Annotated in this window: 13 protein-coding genes; 11 read left to right on the top strand and 2 right to left on the bottom strand. The window is 62.1% G+C overall.

Translation table 11 applies throughout. The annotated features are described in order from the left end of the window. Position 1: 1 nt before the first annotated feature. Positions 2-196 carry a hypothetical protein gene (locus tag MRBLMD1_RS12315; RefSeq protein WP_364399946.1) on the bottom strand — a complete coding sequence of 65 codons (195 nt, stop codon included), beginning with the start codon at positions 194-196 and terminating at the stop codon, positions 2-4. 288 nt (positions 197-484) lie between these two features. Between MRBLMD1_RS12315 and MRBLMD1_RS12320 the strand changes: the two genes are divergently transcribed. After that, complete coding sequence (locus tag MRBLMD1_RS12320) at positions 485-1,612, top strand: ABC transporter substrate-binding protein (RefSeq protein WP_364399949.1); 1,128 nt, start codon at positions 485-487, stop codon at positions 1,610-1,612. 326 nt (positions 1,613-1,938) lie between these two features. After that, a complete protein-coding gene (locus tag MRBLMD1_RS12325; protein WP_364399952.1) occupies positions 1,939-2,757 on the top strand; it encodes an alpha/beta fold hydrolase in 819 nt (272 codons plus the stop codon). A gap of 804 nt (positions 2,758-3,561) precedes the next feature. Here MRBLMD1_RS12325 and MRBLMD1_RS12330 read toward each other — a convergent pair. Beyond that, complete coding sequence (locus MRBLMD1_RS12330; RefSeq protein WP_364399955.1) at positions 3,562-4,506, bottom strand: LacI family DNA-binding transcriptional regulator; 945 nt, start codon at positions 4,504-4,506, stop codon at positions 3,562-3,564. Between the two features lie 157 nt (positions 4,507-4,663). On the opposite strand from MRBLMD1_RS12330, the gene MRBLMD1_RS12335 reads away from it, so the two are divergent. The 9 genes from MRBLMD1_RS12335 (at position 4,664) to MRBLMD1_RS12375 (ending at position 18,312) form a co-directional block, all read left to right on the top strand. After that, positions 4,664-6,016: an MFS transporter gene (locus MRBLMD1_RS12335; RefSeq protein WP_364399957.1), complete on the top strand. Its 1,353-nt coding sequence runs from the start codon at positions 4,664-4,666 to the stop codon at positions 6,014-6,016. Between the two features lie 42 nt (positions 6,017-6,058). Further along, complete coding sequence (locus tag MRBLMD1_RS12340) at positions 6,059-8,542, top strand: glycoside hydrolase family 2 TIM barrel-domain containing protein (protein WP_364399960.1); 2,484 nt, start codon at positions 6,059-6,061, stop codon at positions 8,540-8,542. After that, positions 8,539-10,041 (top strand): glycoside hydrolase family 43 protein, encoded by a 1,503-nt coding sequence (locus MRBLMD1_RS12345; protein WP_364399963.1) that lies wholly within the window; start codon positions 8,539-8,541, stop codon positions 10,039-10,041. Before MRBLMD1_RS12340 ends, MRBLMD1_RS12345 begins: the two co-directional genes overlap by 4 nt. Continuing rightward, positions 10,038-12,359 carry a glycoside hydrolase family 3 N-terminal domain-containing protein gene (locus MRBLMD1_RS12350; protein WP_364399966.1) on the top strand — a complete coding sequence of 774 codons (2,322 nt, stop codon included), beginning with the start codon at positions 10,038-10,040 and terminating at the stop codon, positions 12,357-12,359. Before MRBLMD1_RS12345 ends, MRBLMD1_RS12350 begins: the two co-directional genes overlap by 4 nt. A gap of 74 nt (positions 12,360-12,433) precedes the next feature. Then, positions 12,434-13,693, top strand: a complete 1,260-nt coding sequence (locus MRBLMD1_RS12355) for a glycoside hydrolase family 1 protein (protein ID WP_364399969.1) — start codon at positions 12,434-12,436, stop codon at positions 13,691-13,693. A 52-nt stretch (positions 13,694-13,745) separates the two neighbouring features. Further along, positions 13,746-14,732, top strand: coding sequence for a Gfo/Idh/MocA family protein (locus MRBLMD1_RS12360; RefSeq protein ID WP_364399972.1), 987 nt, complete (start codon positions 13,746-13,748; stop codon positions 14,730-14,732). A gap of 519 nt (positions 14,733-15,251) precedes the next feature. Further along, entirely contained in the window at positions 15,252-16,244 is a 993-nt protein-coding gene (locus tag MRBLMD1_RS12365; RefSeq protein WP_364399975.1) for an SDR family NAD(P)-dependent oxidoreductase, read from the top strand. Between the two features lie 101 nt (positions 16,245-16,345). Next, the gene (locus MRBLMD1_RS12370; RefSeq protein ID WP_364399978.1) at positions 16,346-17,113 is read left to right on the top strand and encodes an SDR family NAD(P)-dependent oxidoreductase; all 768 of its coding nucleotides are present in this window, start codon (positions 16,346-16,348) and stop codon (positions 17,111-17,113) included. Between the two features lie 221 nt (positions 17,114-17,334). After that, positions 17,335-18,312 carry an alpha/beta hydrolase gene (locus MRBLMD1_RS12375; RefSeq protein WP_364399981.1) on the top strand — a complete coding sequence of 326 codons (978 nt, stop codon included), beginning with the start codon at positions 17,335-17,337 and terminating at the stop codon, positions 18,310-18,312. The last annotated feature ends 492 nt before the right edge of the window (positions 18,313-18,804 follow it).

Consider the following 18,804-nt stretch of genomic DNA (forward strand, 5'->3'; position numbering starts at 1 on the left):
GTCAGCGCTCGTGATCCGGGCGTTTGGAGCCGGGCTTGCCCTGGGAGGTACGGGGTTCATCCAGCTGATCCAGATGCTGATTGCGCCCGTCAATTTCCCACACGATCGTGACCGGTGTGGCGGGCTGTCCATCCGGGCAACAGATACCCCTGGTGTGCTCGAAGCCGAGTTCAAGCGCGGTCTCGTCGTCGGTCACGCTGTACCAGCTCTCGACGTCTTGGTGGACCGCAAGGCCGACACTGCCGAAGTCGATATGCCCTTCAACTTCAGAGGGCCATGGGTCGCCAAACCAAAAAGCGGACGCTTTGCAAGACAGAAGCTGCCGTAGGACAAGATTCCCACGGCTCAATATTCGGACCCCGCGTTCATTGTTACGCGTTCCCGTCGGCCTGGAACGGTTTCAACGATTACAAATCGTTCCCGCCCAGGCGCCGACGCACCTATGCCCTTGCAAACATACTGACTTACAGAAATAGGTACCTCTATGCGCAAACAATTCACAGCCGCGATACTGGCGTTAGGACTCACCGCATCCCTTGCTGGGTGCGCAAGCGATGAGGGAGCCGCCAGCGCAGGCGACACCTCCACTGGACAATTGCTGCCGATGCCAGTCATTGATACTTCAGATGGTCTGCGCATCGACGGCGAACTGATCGCGGACAAGGGCCTCTACGAGGCGGCGAAAAATGACAGGGTCCAGCTCTATTCAGGAATCGGCAAAGAGGCGGAGGACCTGACAGACGCGCGCTTTCTGGCCGAAACCGGGATACCCGTCGACCTTACGAGGCTCGGGTCCAACCCGCTCGCCGAACGCGCCCAATCGGAGTTTAGTACCGGCAAGCTCGGCGCCGGAGTGATCCGCCTGACAGACGTTCGTCTCGCCCGTAATCTGGCTGACAAGAACATCTACGTTCCTTACCGGACCCCCTCCTACGACAAACTCCAAGAGGACAAGGCCTGGGTCAGCGACAAGTTTGTCAATTGCTACTACCTGGTCAAGGCCATGGCGTACAACTCCGCGGTCATCACGCAAGACCAACCCACCAAATGGGAGGACCTTACCGACCCCAAGTACAAGGGGCAATTGGGCGAGACGGCCATTACCTCAGGTGGCTCAATCAACGCCCTGGTCCATTTCCTGCTCAGCACTTTCGGTCCGGAGTTTCTGCAAGCCGAGGTGGCAAACGCGCCAAAAGTATATGATTCGACAGCAACGCAGATAAGTGCCCTCGCCCGAGGCGAAATCAGCATCGCCGCGGTGAGCTTCGACAACGCATTTGCCACAGAAGTCTCCGGAGCTCCCATTAAAATCGTTGTCCCGGAAAAAGGCGTTTCAGCGTCAGCCGGTGTGCTCGGCCTGACACCAACGGGCGAAAAGAGCCCCGCTGCACAGGTCTTCATGAATTGGACGATGTCAAAATCAGCCCAGCGTTTCGCTGCGGCACAAGGATTCGCCCCTTCGCGCACGGACCTGGACCCGGTGAAGACCGGTCAGTATCAGCTCCCTAAGGCCAACTCCCCTCAGTTCCATCTCTACACGGAGGATGACTTCGCCAAATACGCCGACAAGGACGCCGCACTTTGGAAGAAGACCTTCAGCTTCATGGGCTAGCCGCGAGCCGGCAACCGGAGACATCCTGACCCGGCTCCCAACGTGAGACACCCAGCAACGTTTAGGGCACACGGATCCGCAAGCGCTGATGCCTTTGACCGACTCATCGTGATCGCCGCCTCTTTGAACGAGGCCCGCCGAAGTTAGACCGGTTCTGTCCACCTTCGACGTAGGTGGACAGAACCGGACGTGCCGAACATACGGCAATCCCAATCAAACGGACCTCGGTCTCAGTTACGAGTCCACGACCAATACATTCACAAATCGCCGCTGCATTAAACCCTTGCCTTGCTTGGCTGCAGCATCCAAGGAAGAAGGCCTAAATAATGACGAAACAAGCCGGAGCCCGGAAGAACCAGGTTTTCACTGAAAGAACCGAGTACAAGGACAAACTCATCACCACGCTTATTCAGGGGACAGGGAAACCTATAGTAATCCTGCCCTCGCTTGGGAGAGGAGCCACAGACTACGACGAAGTAGCTGGCCTCCTTGCTGCGGCCGGTCACATGGTTATAAGACCTCAACCTCGCGGCATCGGCGGCAGCAGCGGTCCGATGCAGGGACTCAGCATGCACGACCTGGCAGAGGACGTCGCCGCGGTTCTCGATCACCTCACCGTAACGGCAGCCGTCGTGGTGGGACACGCCTTCGGCAGCCAACCAGCCCGCATGCTTGCAGTAAAAAGGCCTGACTTGGTGCGGGCCCTCGTTCTTGCCGCCTCATCTGCAGGTAAGGTCCCGGAAACCCTTCAGGAGAAGCCCTACAGACGGTTGCGCGCAGAGATCGACGGCGCAGGAAACCCTGCGCTCCCCGAGGAAGAACGGATCCGCTGCCTCAAGGCAGCCTTCTTTGCACCTGGCAACAATCCTCGGGTCTGGCTGGATGGCTGGTCTTGGCCAACGCATGAAATGCAGGCTTTTGCGAGGGACAATACACCGGTGGATGAGTACTTCACTGGGGGAAATGTTCCCATCCTTGACCTACAAGCCGCCTGTGACGCTGTCGTGATTCCGAACGTCTATCGTCCGCTGCTCGGTGATCGAGTGACCGTGGAAGTCGTCCCTGGAGCAGGGCATGCCCTCGCCCCGGAGCGCCCGGACGCAATGAGCAGCGCCATCCTAAAATTTGTTGCGTCGCTTCATTAGATACGACCGCGCCGGGGTCAACAAAGCCGGTGCCAGCTTGATCCGAAGGTCGACGAGTTCGGATCAAACTGGCAGCCGCAAATATTGGTGACCAGCAGCACGGCAGGCTTCACGTCCCGCTGTTCGCGGACCATCGCGTTACGGCAGGCAGTTACCTAGGTGAGGGCCAGACTAGCCTCATTGACTCCTTGAAGTACACCCCAGCCTTACGTAAAGGCGGTCTCACAAGGGAGGATTCACCTGCCGGTGAGGCTTCGGTCTTGTTCTCAGACACCTGTCGAGCCACAAGAGGGACTTCGTCAGCTCCTGCTGCAAGCGAGTCTCATCGAGTCCCGGTTCTTTGGCCTATTTCGATGATTCTCGGGCTACCGCACCTCGGTTTCCTGCCATTCGACTGTCAGGGTGGGATTTGAGAACGTCATGAGCGACTGTCAATAAAACGCGCATTTCGCCCTATTCTGACGCCACGCCGATCATTGCTTCGAGTTTCCAGTGCAGGTGAGGCCGGCCGTTCGGCGTCCGCAAGTGGCCCCGCGTTGTCTGTCTGGTCGTCCAATGCGACTCTTCGGCGAGGCGATCTCCGAGAACCTGGACGGGTGCGGCGGGTAGGAGACACTCCTCCGGTTTCTGCCCCCCTGGGCCCTGACCCGATAGCTAGTTGACGGGATATCCGTTATCGACTCTCTAGTAAGAGGTAGGGAGAGCGCCCTTCACGGGTTCCAGTCCGCGCGTTTCTTCCGAGGGTAACCTCAGCTGCGGTCCCTACACTGTGCCGCAGGGCTACCTCTTGCGAGAGCAGGCCCGCTAGCAGGAGTTACCTTCCACGATGTGAAGTCCGAGATCGACGGCTGGAAATAAGTCGCCCTCTCCAATGGCGGCGAGGGCAGCTTTCAGTGTCATGTTTGCTGCTGCAGCGGTGTTATATCCCACGGTTGTGAGGCGCGGATTCATGACGCGGGCCAATGGGGTGTCGTCCATGCCTATGATTCCGACGTCGGTGGGAACGACCCAGTGCCGGCGCGTTGATGCTGTCATTAATGCGATCGCAACGTCGTCGTTGTAGCAGACGATTCCGGTATTGGGCTCAAGGGCAGCCAAGGCCGCGTCGGCCGAAACCGCATCGATCGCCAGCCCGAAAACGTCAGGCGCGGGGAGCCCGGCGGCAGCACAAGCATCCACAACGGCCTTCTCGCGGCCGGTGCCGTAGGGATCGGATCGGCGGTCTTGTAGGTGAGCGAAGGCAAGTCGTCGGTACCCACGCTTGATCAGGTGCTCTGCCTGCAGGAGGCCGATGTCGTAGTTGGCATCACCGTCGACGGTCGTATCGAATCCTGGGACTTTCCTTTCCTCAAGAATTCGCAGCTCTTCCGGGGTGAATGGCTGGAGTGACAACACGGCACGCGGGAGTATGCCGCCGAGGATCCGGTCCAGCGAGTTCGGTGATTTTGTCGACAGGTGCAGCACCAGGCTGAGGCCCTTTTCCGCGAGAAGCTCGGTGACGGTGTCGAAGATGTCCTGGAGGTTGCCGCCGAAGGTCGTATTAGGAATCAGCGCGACCACAAAATCACTCGAGCCCGTCCGCAGCATCCGCCCAACGGCAGAAGGCTCATACCCCAGCTCTTTGGCTGCCCGGAGTACGCGTTCGGTCGTCTCGGCAGCAAAGCGGTGGGTGTAGCCATTGAGGACTTGGCTTACCGTTGCTCGTGACAACCCTGCGCGCCGCGCTACATCCACGCTCGTTGCAGCCATCGCCCATCCTTTCGTTGAGATCGAGTCTACCCGCGACTCCACATTATTGACACGTGATAATTCAGGTGGTTCACTCGTTATCACGTGTTAACACGCGACTTACCCCACTACTTGTATTACGCCGACGTTCTGTCGGTCACACGACAAAGGAGTCATGATGTCGGATAATCCCCTAGCGCCTGCGGCGCCCGGTACCTCGACCTCACCTGGACAGCAGTCCCTGGCCGTGGAAACCCAGGCCGAAAAGACGCCGAGCGGATCGGTGCGTACACCGGTCCCGCGGAAGTACGTTGTTTTCCTGCTGATCGCCATGTTTGGTGCCTACGTTGCACTGGTCGCACCCATCGGCCTCTCCCTCTCGCTCCGCATTCAGGAGCTCGCCCCTGCGAATGTGGAAGTGCTCGGCTACGTCATTGGCATTGCCGCGATCGTCACAACGGTCACCGGTCCGCTGGTGGGAATTTGGAGCGACCGCACCCGGTCGCGCTTCGGCCGCCGCAGGCCTTTCTCCATCGGGTCTGCCCTCGTCGGTTTCGCCGGGTTGGTTGTCATCGCGCAGGCGGACTCCATCCCGGTCCTTCTCATCGGCTGGGTGATCACTTCAGTCGGCTGGAGCACCAGCATGAATACGCTGATCCAGTCCCAGGCCGATCGGCTCCCCGAATCGCAGTACGGCCGCGTTGCAGGCCTGACCGGATTTATTCAGATGGTCGCGCCCGTGGCTGGTGTCGGTCTGGCCAGCGCATTCATCGGCAACAACTACCTCGTCTTCCTCGTACCCGGTGCTGTTGGCCTTCTCGCGTTGTTGAGCTGGGTGGTGTTCGTCAGCGAGCCCGACACACGGGACGCCGTCTTCGAGGACCGCCTCAGTATGGGCAAGGTCTTCGGGAGCCTCGTCTTCAACCCGCGGCGCTACCCGGACTTCGCGTGGAACTGGTTCGCGCGTTTGTTGTTCATGACAGGTGTCACGTTCTCCTCAACCTTCACCTCGCTGTTCTTCGCCTCGCGCCTGAGTGTTGGAGGCCAAGTCGCCGACATTGGTGGGCTCATCGTCGTCCTGTCACTTATCAGCATTGCCGTCACCGGTGTGGGTGCACTCCTGGGCGGGTTCCTCTCCGATAAGCTCAAGCGCCGTCGCACTTTCGTCCTTGGATCGGGCCTTGTGTACTCGGTAGGCGCCGTCATCCTCGCCCTCGGCGGCAGCGACCTTATGGTGCTGATCATCGGCTCTTCATTGACCGGACTGGCTTTGGGAGTGTTCTCCGCGGTCGATCAGGCGATTGTGCTGAACGTCCTGCCCGAGAGGGACACCAACGCTGGGCGGTTCCTTGGAATCAACGGTTATTCAACCTCAATCGCCCAAGCCCTCGCTCCCCTCCTCGCGGCACCGCTCATCCTCGTCGGCGTCAGCGGGGGCGAAAAGAACTACGGACTGCTGTTCCTCGTTGCTGCAGGGCTGACCATCATCAGCGGCATCATCGTCCAAGCCAAGGTCAAGAGTGTCCGATAGGCATCCCCCGGAAGCTAACAACCATCGACCTGGAGTTCTACGATGACCACCACTCTCTTCACCTCAGGGTGGACTTTCCACCGCGCCGATGATTCCAACGGAATTGAGGTCCGGCTTCCACACGATGCCATGATCTCGGAGGAAAGAAGCGAGTCCGGTGGCGCCGGAAACCACGGAGGGTACTTCCCCGGCGGCATATACACCTACAGGAAGCGCTGGACCGTGCCTGACGACGCCGACATCTGCGAGTACTCTCTGACGTTCGAGGGAGTTTATGGCAGCACGCGTGTCTCCGTTGACGGCGCAGAGGTCGGACGGAACGAGAGCCCGTACCGGGAGTTCACCGTCCCCCTCGGATGTTTGCTACCTCAGTCGGAGGTTCTCATCGAGGTAAACGTTGACAACTCGTGCACACCGAACAGCCGGTGGTACACCGGTTCTGGTATTTACCGGCCGGTCTGGATGACAAGTTCCGGCACGACACGCATCGCTCCTGACGGTGTCCGTGTGCAGACCCGCAGCCTCACGCGGTCGGGACAAACAGTCGGTGAAGCCCTGGTCGACATCACGGTGGCCATCGAGGGCGACCTCCCCGACGCCGCATCAGTCCAGGTGGAGCTGCTCTACGACGGTTCTCCCGTCGCCACCGGCGCAGCGATCGTCGACAAGAATCCGGGGGAAAACATGGACGGGGGTGTTGCCGGGCTCACGCTGCACGTCGCATCCCCCCGGCTGTGGTCCGCCGAGCACCCGAACCTCCACGACGTCCGGGTCCGCCTCGAAACGATCACCGGACTTCTCGACGAGCGGACGCTGCGGACCGGGCTGCGGACCATCGACGTCGATGCCCTGAGCGGTCTCCGGATCAATGGTGAGGCCGTGCTCCTACGAGGCACAGCCGTTCACCACGACAACGGGCCTCTCGGCGCCGCGACCTTCGCCCCCGCCGAGAGGCGCCGCGCCCGCCTGTTGAAGGAGGCCGGCTTCAATGCGATCCGCAGCGCCCATAACCCGCTGTCCCGGGCGTTTCTGGACGCCTGCGACGAGCTCGGCCTTTACGTCATGGACGAACTGAGCGACGTCTGGTTCCAGAAAAAAACACCTTATGACAGCTCCGACCGTTTCCTCGAAGCCTGGCCCGACGACGTCGCCGCGATGATCGCGAAGGACCGCAACCGTCCGTCGGTGATTCTCTATTCCATCGGTAACGAAATCGCCGAGTCGGCGACCGGACCCGGGGTGAAGGTGGCGAAGCAAATCCAGGCCCGGTTCCGGGAGTTGGACCCGACACGTCCGACCACCATCGCGGTCAACCCGCTCTTGGCGATGATGGCCGCCCGCGCGAAGCCCTCATCCGGAACGGACGGTCCACCGGAACGCAAGCCTGCTACAAGCACCGCGGCAAACCAACTCACGGCGAAGATGGGACGCCTGATGGTGCTGGCGTCCACTCTTCCGGCAGCTTCCCGCGCCACCCGGGACGTGTTCGATGTCGTCGACGTCGCCGGTTACAACTACGGCTACGCAGGATACCGGGGCGCCCGTCGGCGCTACCCCGAACGAGTGATCGTGGGAAGCGAATCCATGCCCGGAGATCTCCCGGCGATATGGAAGCGCGTGACGTCCATTCCAGGAGTCATCGGCGACTTCAGCTGGACCGGATGGGATTACCTTGGCGAGGTCGGGCTTGGCTACTGGAGCTACGAAAACGAACCCGGAGGCATTGCAAAGCCTTACCCTGGAGTTCTCGCCGGTTGCGGAATATTTGACATCACCGGACAACCCGGGGCGGCACTTCACCTCACCCGCGCAGTCTGGGGCCTCACCAGCCAGCCAGGTATCGCGGTGCGTCCGCTTGACCGCGCCGGCCAACGCCCGAACAAGACTCCCTGGCTCTCCACGGACGCCCTCCCCACTTGGTCCTGGAGCAACCTGGCGGGAATCGCGGACATCGAGGTGTATTCCACTGGGGACCAGGTGGAGCTGCAGCTCAACGGGCGCTCCATCGGCCGCCGCCGTGCTGGTAAGTCAGTCAACTTCCTCACTACTTTCCGTGCTCCCTACGAAAGAGGTGAACTTACAGCGATCGCCTACTTGCGCGGTAAGGAAATAGGGCGCAGCTCGCTTCGTTCCGCAGGGAACCTGCACTTGACCCTCCGACCCGAAAGCGACCAACTGTCGGATGCAGACGACCTCTGCTTCGTGTGGATCGAGCTCGCGGACGAAGACGGAATCGTTGATGCAGTCGCTGAGGACCACGTCCGCGTGAGTATCAGCGGGCCTGGTTCTCTCATCGGCCTTGCCAGCGCGGCGCCATTCACTCGGGAGAGCTATGCCGACGATGAACACAGCACTTACAGAGGAAGGGCGCTGGCTGTGATCCGCGGGACCGGCGAACCCGGCACAGTCACTGTGCGCGTCTCCTCCGACCGTCACGGCAGTACCACCACAACCCTGGAGGCGCTCGGCGACCTCCCCCACACCCCTTCCAGGACCACCGTCCCGGACACGAAGGAGCAGTCATGACCGACCAGCCAGTCATCGCCGGGTTCTTCCCGGACCCGTCCATTTGCCGGGTCGGTGACACGTACTACCTGGTCAACTCAAGCTTCGAATACCTGCCCGGGGTGCCCGTCCACACCAGCACCGACCTTGTTAACTGGACCCAGATCGGGAACGCACTGACCCGGCCCGAACAGGTCGCCGAACATGACGGGTACGGAAGCGCCGGCATCTTCGCCCCGACCATCCGCCACCACGAAGGCACCTTCTGGATCATCGGCACCAACGTCAACGACATCCCCCTCGGACGCGGACACTTCCTCATCCACGCGCAGGACCCGGCAGGGCCGTGGTCCGACCCCATCTACGTTCCCGAGGCGATCGGCATCGACCCCGACATCGTCTGGAACGAATCCGGTACCGCGTATGTCACCTGGTGTTCCCTGAACCCCGCAGAGCCGGGAATCCGCTCCGCTCCCGTCGACACGACAACCGGAACCCTCCTCGCGCCTGCCCAGCAACTCTGGTCAGGAACAGGACTCTCATTCCCGGAGGGCCCGCACCTCTACCGTATCGACGGCTGGTGGTACCTCCTCCTGGCGGAGGGAGGAACCGAACGCGGCCACGCTGTCACCATCGCCCGGGCAAGGAAAATCGAGGGCCCCTACGAAGCGGCGCCGTCAAACCCCATCCTCAGCCACCGCAGCCTCCCCCACCCCGTCCAGAACACAGGCCACGCCGACCTCGTTCAACTCGCCGACGGCAACTGGGCCGCCGTGCACCTCGGCGTCCGCCCTCGCGGCCAAACCCCGGGGTTCCACGTCAATGGTCGGGAAACCTTCCTCGTCGGCGTTGACTGGGCTGATGGGTGGCCAGTTGTTGATGACAGCCGCTACACAGCGTCCTCCATCGACCGAACCTTCGAGGACCGCTTCGACGATGCCCTACTCAATCCACGCTGGCTCGGTGTCGGACGTTACCCGACATCTTTCACACGCCCTTCCCCGGAGGCCGGCTTGCTCGTTGAAACCGAAGCCGGGCAGGGCCGCGCGCTTCTGTGCTCCCGGGCGACCGATAATGTCTGGACCGCCACGACATCCTTCACCGCGGATAAGGGAAGCGGCCGATTCTTACTGCGTCTGGATGACCGGCACTGGTACGGACTGACGTACGACGGGGCAACCGTCACCGCGGCCGTCACCATAGGGCCATTCGAGCACACGATCGGCACCTGGACTCCCGCCAACGGAACGGCGCCTGTACTTCGCATCAGCGCGCAGACCGCTCAAGTTCTCCCACATGGCGTTTCCCTCGAACCAGACCTCATCGAACTCGCGGCATCCGACACGGACGGCGAGCATGTATTTGGTGCATTCGACGGTCGATACCTTTCTACCGAGGTCGCCGGAGGATTCACTGGACGCGTATTCGGGGTGGAGGCGCTCACCGGGGAGATCCACCTGCATTCGGTCACCTACACCCCTACCCACACTGTCAGTGACACCACGGAACCCGCGGCGTGAGCAGCAACCTGAACCACGCACCCGGCTCCCAAACCATGGAGGAACCTTTGACCACCCCCGTCTACCAGGACGCTTCCGCGGCCCTGCCCGAACGCATCGATGACCTCCTTTCACGGATGACCCTGGAAGAGAAGGCGGGACAACTGACCCAATACTTCTACGTCGGCGTCCCGGAGCTGCCCGAAGGCCTGGACATCGAATCCCTGCCTCCCGAACACCGCGCGTTCCTTGAACAGCCCGCGGCTGTCGAATCGGCGCTGAAGCAAGGCTGCGTCGGCTCTGCGCTGTTCATCAGGGACGTGGCCCTGACCAACAAGCTCCAGCGGATCGCGGTCGAGCAAACCCGCCTGGGAATCCCGCTCCTGTTCGGTTTCGACGTTGTGCACGGCTTCCGCACCATCTTCCCTGCCCCGGTCGCCCTGGCCGCCAGCTGGAACCCCGAGCTCATCGAACAAGCCCAGACAATCGCCGCCCGTGAGGCACGCGCCGTCGGCATCCACTGGACCTTCGCGCCCATGATCGATGTCGCCCGCGATCCCCGCTGGGGACGCATCGTCGAAGGCGCGGGCGAGGACCCGGTGCTGGGCGCAGCGGTCGCCGCCGCACAGGTCCGCGGGTTCCAGGGCGAGTTGGGGCAGGACCGCCTGCTGGCCGGGCCCAAGCACCTTGTCGGGTACGGAGCCGCACGCGGCGGACGCGACTACGACGATGCCGAGGTCTCCGACTCGGAACTGTGGAACGTCTACGTGCCACCGTTCCGCGCCGCCATCGGCGCCGGAGCGGCCAACATCATGAGCGCCTACATGGACCTCAACGGCGTGCCCGCATCCGCCAACCGGTGGCTGCTGACAGACGTTCTCCGCCACGAGCTGGGCTTTAAGGGCTTCGTCGTCTCCGATGCGAACGCGGTCCGCTCCCTCGAGACACAGCACTTCGCAAAGGACCAAACTGATGCGGCGGTCCGCGCCATCACCGCCGGGCTCGACATGGAAATGGCAATGTCCGACGCCGCCTTCGCCAACCTCCCTGACGCGGTGACCGCGGGTCATCTCGACGAAGGCGTCCTCGACGCCGCCGTGCGGCGGATACTCGAAGCGAAATTCCGGCTCGGACTGTTCGAGAACCCCTTCGCCGATGCCTCCGCCGCTGCCGGGATCCTCGATGCCGCTGAGCACCGGGACGTGGCCCGCGCCGCCGCCGACCAGTCACTTGTCCTGCTCAAGAACGCCGGGCACATCCTGCCGTTGTCCCCCGAACGCCTCACCTCAGTGGCCGTCATCGGGCAACTCGCCGACAGCCAGCGGGACATGCTCGGACCCTGGGTGTTCGAGCACGACACATCAGAAACCGTCACGATTCTCCAAGGACTGCAAGCACGGCTGGGCGAGGAAAATATCCTCTACGCCCAGGGCGCAGGGATCCTCGAACGTAAATTCCCTTCTCCATTCGACCAAGCGGACCCGACCATCACTGCGACCCCCGGGGACTGGGACGACGACACCGAAATTGACCGTGCCGTCGCAGCTGCCCGTGCAGCCGACTTGGCGGTCGTAGTCGTCGGTCAGCGGCAGAACCAGGCGGGAGAAAAGGCCTCGACCGCAACCCTGGACCTGCCTGGTCGCCAGCAGGAGCAGCTCGAGAGAGTCCTGGCCACGGGCACGCCAGTCGTCCTGGTGGTCGTTTCCGGACGGCCGCTTGACCTGCGCTGGGCCTCTGAGAACGTTCCGGCGATCCTACAGGCCTGGTATCCCGGAACGCGCGGCGGAGACGCCGTGGCTGCGACACTGCTCGGAGAGACCTCCCCGGCGGGCAGGCTGCCGTTTACCTGGCCACGCCACGTCGGCCAGGTACCCCTCGTCTACGCACATCAGCGCACCTTCGAACCGCACGAGCAATCGACCCGCTACTTCGAAGAGGAAAGCACGCCGCTTTTCCCCTTCGGTCACGGGCTCTCCTACGCGACCTTCGAATATTCGGAGGTCCGCATCGACCGTGACACCATCACCGTCGGAGACACCGCGGTCGTCTCGGTCGATGTCCGCAACACCTCGGACCGCTTCGCCGACGAAGTCACGCAGCTCTATATCCACCAGCGGCACGGGGCCTCCTCACGTCCGATCCGCGAACTCAAAGGATTCCAACGCATCACCCTCGGACCAGGCGAGCTGCGGACCCTGACGTTCCCGCTCGGACCCGAACAGCTGAGCTACTGGAGCGCCGCCACACGGACGGACCGGCAGGACGAGACCACGATCGATATCGGAATCGGCCCCGACTCCACCACACCCCTCACGATCACCCTCGACGTACGCGCCTGAGAACCGGCCGGCACCGCACCCCTCCGGACGACTGCCAGGACCGTCATTCCACACTCCCGACTGAAGGACACCTCATGACCACACAACCCGGCCCGTTCCTCTGGGGGGCATCCAGTGCACCCCACCAGATCGAGGGCAACAACGTCAACAGCGACTGGTGGCTCTACGAACAGCGCATGCCCCACTTCAATCCCAGCGGTGACGCTGTCGACAGCTACCACCGTTACGAAGAGGACATGCAACTGCTTGCCGACGCCGGGCTCACCGCATACCGCTTCGGCATCGAATGGGCACGCGTGGAACCTCTTCCGGGCCAGTTTTCGCTCGCCGAACTCGCGCACTACCGCCGGATGATCGACACAGCGCTGCACCTCGGACTCACCCCTGTGATCACCCTGCACCACTTCTCCAGTCCGCGCTGGTTCATCGAGGAGGGCGGGTGGCTGGGCGAGACCGCCCTCGACCGCTTCACCGCCTACGTCACACGTGTCTGCACCATACTCGACGGCGTCGAATGGGTCTGCACCATCAATGAACCCAACATGTTTGCGTTCATGATGTTGATGGCAGGAGCGATTAACAGCGACGCCGCGCCTGTTATGGATACCCCCACCATCCAACAGGAAGGAGGCTTCACCCTTCCTCTTCCGCTGCCCGAAGGCACGCAACGCCTGATCGAAGCCCACCATGCCGCCCGCGCAATCGTCCGGGAACGCACGAGAGCCAAAGTCGGCTGGACGATCGCCGGGCTCGCCCTCTCCGCAGCCGATCCCTCCGCCGAGGACCGCCTCCAGTCAGAGCGATACGCCCGCGAGGACGTGTTCCTCGAAGCATCCCGCGGGGATGACTTCCTGGGAGTCCAGGCCTACTCAACGCAGACCGTTGACGCTGACGGACTGGTTCCCCACCCACCAAGCCCGGACAACACCCTCGTCGGAACCCCCTACCGTCCCGACGCCCTCGGCATCGCCGTACGCCACGCGTGGGAGATCACCAACGGCGTGCCGATCCTCATCACGGAAAACGGCATCGCCACCGAGGACGACTCGCGACGGATCGCCTATACCTCTGACGCCCTCTTCCACCTCTTCGCCGCCATGGATGACGGCATCGATGTCCGCGGATACCTGCACTGGACGGCGCTCGACAACTTTGAATGGGGTCACTGGGAACCGACCTTCGGACTGATCAGCGTTGACCGCACGACCTTCACCCGCACCCCAAAGCCCAGCCTCGCCTGGCTCGGCAGCCTCGCCCGTCAAGGGGGACCCGACGCACCACTCATCCTTCGAACGCCTGCACCCCCGGCTCACTTGCCAGTGACAGCGCCCTGAGCTGAAAACGTCATGTCCTCACCGCGGCACTCAAAAGGAGCCAACGAGAAAAATGCCTGACGACAAACCCGTCCGCATCGGCATACTAGGAGCGGCCCGCATAGTTCACGGCGCACTTGTGGCTCCGGCACATGAAGTGCCTGGGGTGCGCGTAGCAGCGATAGCAGCCCGCGACCAAGACCGTGCAAAAACCTACGCCACCAAACACAAAGTCCCCCAGGTCCACCCCACCTACGAGGCCTTGCTCGCCGATCCTGAGATAGACGCGGTCTATATTCCCTTGCCCGCCGCCCTGCACGCCCAATGGACACTCGCTGCTATCAAAGCAGGCAAGCACGTGCTCTGCGAGAAGCCGTTCACAAGCAACGCTGAGAGCGCCTCACGCGTAGCCTCCGGCGCTGCGAATTCTGACAGGGTGGTGATGGAGGCCTACCACACCCATTACCACCCACTCCATAGGCGACTACGGGAGATCGTTGCATCGGGAGAAATCGGGCAAATCCACTCGGCCGAAGCCTCTTTCTGTATTCCTATTCCCCCGGGAAGAGACATCCGCTGGAACCTGGCTCTCGGCGGAGGCGGCCTCCTTGACGTCGGCTACTATCCCGTTCGCGCCCTGACCAGCCTCTTCGGAGATACACCAGAGGTTGAACACTCCACTGCGTGGACACGCGGACAAATCGACCGCCGGATGGAAGCAACTCTGCACTTTGGAAACGGCGTGAGAGGCGAGATTGTTTCATCCATCTGGTCCCGTCAGCCCCTCAAAATGATGCTTTCCATACAAGGTGACGCCGGACGGATAAGAGTCACCAGCCCCTACCACCCGCACAAGGGAGGCCGCATACACATCAGGGGCCTACAGGGGCAACGAATTGAACGTACCTCTCGAAAGCCCACCTACAACTACCAGTTGGAAGCCTTCCGCGATTCCATACAGCATCGAACGGAAGTCGAAACGAACTGCGTTGCCGCACTCCGACAGCTCCAGACTCTCGACACCCTCTACAATGCCGCGGGACTGGAACCAAGGCCCTGAAAAAGATTGCGTCAGACAACCACTGAAGCTTCCACGCCCACACCACAAAATAAAGAGATGTCGTGAACTTAGAAAAATCCCGGTCAACCCCCTCCGGCATGCTTGAAGTACATGCGACATGTGCAGCCGAAGTAGACGGCGCCCTTACGCGAGCAATCGAAATCGTTAAGGCGGCAGCCACCGAACATCAGACAGGCATCCTGGTCTCCCGGATCGCGCCGGGCAACTACATTGTGCGCGCCCATCCGGCAGTCCCCTTCGGACTTATCCGCCAACGACACGATGAGTCAGACGCAACCTGACACCCCCCGCGGTTCCGCACACACCGGGCGCGGCGCTGTTCGCAACCCCACTACAGTCTCAACGCCTCGGCCTGGCCGTTCGCCTTGGCCGGGGATATCACCACGGCGTGCCGCTCCTCATCACGGATGACGACAACGGACACATCGCCCACCGCTAGGCACTCCTCCACCTCTTCACCCCTATGGATGACGAATCGACGCTCCCAAAGGAGAACCCATGACCCTTACATCGAAGAACACACTGCAGGAGTGGCTCGACGACGCCGTAGGCGGTCCGCTCCTACGCGGGCTCCTCGCCCAAGCCGGCCAGTCAGAAGACGCCCTACGGCCCGCACGGCAACTGACACTCAGCGCATTGGTCGAACTCGGTGGAGGTGCATTTCCGCAGGAACTCGTCGACACGCTCGTAAAGCAAGCCAACGGTGGCGTGATCCCGCCAGAAGAGACAGCGCAAACGGCACTGGATGCCTCAACCCGCTTCGCTGGGAAGACCGTCATCGTGACCGGCGCCGGTTCGGGCATAGGCCGCGCTACCGCCCGGCGGATCGTCCGCGAGGGCGGCAAAGTCATTGCGGTCGACGTCTTACCCACAGGAATCGATGCGCTTGCGTCCTCGTCGCCCGAAGGCTCGGTTGTAGCCGTGACCGCCGATATCACCTCCGCCGAAGGTATTGCCTCAATCATCAACGCCGCTGGCGAGACCATCGACGCACTGGCGAATATCGCAGGAATCATGGATGGCATGATTCCTCTGCACGAGACGGAGGACAAGCTGTGGCGCCGGGTCTTCTCGGTGAACCTCGACGGTACGTTCGCGCTCTCCCGCGCAGTGTTGCCAGCCATGCTCGACGCCGGCCGCGGGGCGATCGTTAACGTGGCGTCCGAGGCTTCACTCCGCGGCAACGCCGCGGGCACCGCCTACACGGCGTCCAAGCACGCGGTCGTCGGACTCACCAAAAGCTCAGCGTTCCTCTACGGACCTTCCGGCATCCGCACGAACGCCGTCGCCCCCGGGCCCACCGCGACCGCCATCGAGGCCACGATGTCGAGCGAGTTCGCGCGCTCACGGCTGGACCCCTTCATGGCGCTGCTCCCACCGGTCGTCGAGGCCGACCGCATGGCAGCGTCCATTACCTGGCTACTCAGCGATGATTCGACCAACGTGAACGGGATTGTCCTCGCCTCGGACGGCGGCTGGTCCGTCCAGTGACCCGAAAATCACTGACCCATCCCTGACGGCCGGACGACGCGCACCATAATCAGCCACCGGTCTACCTCAAAACACCACGCACTCAGAGAAGGAGCCCCCACATGGAGGGTCTGCAAGGAAAAGTCATCGTCTTCGCCGGAGCTGGGGGGATCGCGACCAGCGCCGCCCGGTTCATGGGTGAAAGCGGTGCGACCGTCGTCATCGGTGATATCTCCATGGAATCCGCGGAAAGAGCAAAACAAGCCGCCACAGATGCTGGCGGAGACGGCGTCGCACTCCACACTGACATCGCCAACGAAGCCGATGCCGTCCGCTTGATGGACACGGCAATAAGCCGCTTCGGGCGCATCGACGGACTCTTTAACGTCGCAGCAAACATCGCACCAGACCAGGTTGCCCAAGACACCAACGCCGTCGACATCGACCTATCCGCCTGGCAGCGCAGCATCGACATCAACCTCACCGGCTACCTGCTGACCCTCCGGCATGCAATCCCGCATATGCAGGCCGGCGGCGGAGGATCGATCGTCAACACAATGTCTGGTGCGGTCTACGCAGGTATGGAGGACAAGGTCGCCTACTCCGTCACGAAAGCCGGCATCGGAGCGCTTACCCGCCATGTCGCCAGGAAATACGGGAAAGAACGTATCCGCGCCAATGGAGTCGCTCCTGGGCTTGTCCTGACGCAGCAAACCATGGCCAATCTCCCCCACTCCTTCCAGGAACAGATCCTTCAGGTAACCCCCTCGCACCGGCATGGGAATTCCGACGACATCGGCTCCACCGTGGCGTTCCTCATGTCCGACCTCTCGGAGTGGATCACAGGGCAGACGTACTGCATCGACGGTGGAACAACAATGCGCACCTGAGACGATCGCACCGACGCGCCCCTGTCCCAGCCAGACCCGCCAACCGGCATCCTGCCACACCTAGGTTCGCACCCGGCGCAGGCCCTGAACGCCGATCACGGGACACCGCGGTACCCCTGCCACTCGCGAAAGGAGCCATGGTCACATCCAGAGGAGATGGCGATGACTCCTGATACCCGCCCGCAACTACCGGCGCCCATCACGCCGGACAAAGGAGAATCATGACATTGACCCCGAACCATCCCGCCATCGCGATAAAGCGGCCCGCATACGATCCCGCCGTCGCAGCCGCACTCGAAGCCATGTCCGATGGTGGCATCTTCGCGCCGCTAACCGCGGATGCGATCCCCACGATGCGTCAGTATGCAGTTCCCGAGGACATCAGCGGCTTTGACCTCGAGCATCTCGAGTTCACAGTGCCCAGCTTTGACGGAGCGGACCTCGCGCTGACCGTGCTTCGGCGCCGCGATCACACCGGTACCGGGCCTGGGATCTTCCACATCCATGGAGGAGGCATGGTGATGGGTACACGAATGACCGGCATCTCACTCGTCGCCCCATGGGTGGCAGAACACGACGCGGTAGCTATCACCGTCGAATACCGCCTTGCCCCCGAACATCCTGACCCGATCCCCGTCAAGGACTGCTTTGCGGCGCTTGTTTGGGCGGCGGAACAGGCTGAAGAACTGGGTATGGACCGGAACCGCATCCTGATAGCCGGTGCCAGTGCAGGAGGCGGGCTCGCCGCCGGCGTAACGCTCATGAGCCGCGACCTCGGCGGCCCGGAACTCATCGGGCAGGCCCTGATCTGCCCCATGCTCGATGACCGCGACGAAACCATATCAACACAGCAGTTCGCCGACCTGGGACTATGGGATCGCGGAAGCAACTCCGTGGGCTGGATTGCCCTGCTGGGCGACCGTCGCGGCTCCAAAGAGGTGTCCATCTATGCAGCACCCGCCCGAGCCGCTGATCGTTCCGGCTTACCGCCGACCTATCTCGACGCCGGCGATGCAGAAGTTTTCCGCGACGAAACCGTCGCTTATGCATCTGGATTGTGGCGCGATGGTGTCAACGCGGAGTTGCATATCTGGCCCGGCGGCACTCATGGCTGGGAGGCCTTGATGCCCGGCTCACCGCTCGCCCAAACCGCTGCTGACACCCGCAACGCCTGGGTGGCTCGCCTTCTCCGAGCATGACTGATCCCGTGTTTTTGTCGGTTCAACCGTCAAGAGCCGACGAGCCCTTTCTGAACCTGGTAGGGCGCTCCCCCATCAAAGGGAGCGCCTCGCCTCAGCAGCAATGCCAGCACCCGCTTCAACACTTGACAAGCACAGGACAAAAGCTGAAAAACACGGCGAGGAAGACATATCAGTGAGCACTCCCGCTACAGCAAAGCATCCCGGCGACACGTTTTCACCATGGGTGCCCGTTGATGATTGGACAACGCTCAAGGGTCTGGACGTTGAGATTCACATAGGCGGCAGACTTATCGACCAGGGCCGGGTGGATGAGGTGATGGCTGATGGGTCCATCCTGTGGCTTATGCACGAGGGAGCAACCGGTAGGCGGATCATCGAAAATGCGAGAGGGACATGTGTCCGCCAAAGTTCAATCTTCGATACGGATAGTTAGAGCACACCCCAACCTGACGTCAGCCGGCGGCGAAAAGCGCGTCAGAATAGGGTACG

Source organism: Pseudarthrobacter sp. LMD1-1-1.1, assembly GCF_040676255.1.
Taxonomy (GTDB): domain Bacteria; phylum Actinomycetota; class Actinomycetes; order Actinomycetales; family Micrococcaceae; genus Arthrobacter.

What these genes read in the sequence shown, in the direction of transcription:
- MRBLMD1_RS12320 (WP_364399949.1), top strand. Translation starts at nt 485, where the DNA reads ATGCGCAAACAATTCACAGCCGCGATACTGGCGTTAGGACTCACCGCA.
- MRBLMD1_RS12325 (WP_364399952.1), top strand. Translation starts at nt 1,939, where the DNA reads ATGACGAAACAAGCCGGAGCCCGGAAGAACCAGGTTTTCACTGAAAGA.
- MRBLMD1_RS12330 (WP_364399955.1), bottom strand. Translation starts at nt 4,506, where the DNA reads ATGGCTGCAACGAGCGTGGATGTAGCGCGGCGCGCAGGGTTGTCACGA.
- MRBLMD1_RS12335 (WP_364399957.1), top strand. Translation starts at nt 4,664, where the DNA reads ATGTCGGATAATCCCCTAGCGCCTGCGGCGCCCGGTACCTCGACCTCA.
- MRBLMD1_RS12340 (WP_364399960.1), top strand. Translation starts at nt 6,059, where the DNA reads ATGACCACCACTCTCTTCACCTCAGGGTGGACTTTCCACCGCGCCGAT.
- MRBLMD1_RS12345 (WP_364399963.1), top strand. Translation starts at nt 8,539, where the DNA reads ATGACCGACCAGCCAGTCATCGCCGGGTTCTTCCCGGACCCGTCCATT.
- MRBLMD1_RS12355 (WP_364399969.1), top strand. Translation starts at nt 12,434, where the DNA reads ATGACCACACAACCCGGCCCGTTCCTCTGGGGGGCATCCAGTGCACCC.
- MRBLMD1_RS12360 (WP_364399972.1), top strand. Translation starts at nt 13,746, where the DNA reads ATGCCTGACGACAAACCCGTCCGCATCGGCATACTAGGAGCGGCCCGC.
- MRBLMD1_RS12365 (WP_364399975.1), top strand. Translation starts at nt 15,252, where the DNA reads ATGACCCTTACATCGAAGAACACACTGCAGGAGTGGCTCGACGACGCC.
- MRBLMD1_RS12370 (WP_364399978.1), top strand. Translation starts at nt 16,346, where the DNA reads ATGGAGGGTCTGCAAGGAAAAGTCATCGTCTTCGCCGGAGCTGGGGGG.
- MRBLMD1_RS12375 (WP_364399981.1), top strand. Translation starts at nt 17,335, where the DNA reads ATGACATTGACCCCGAACCATCCCGCCATCGCGATAAAGCGGCCCGCA.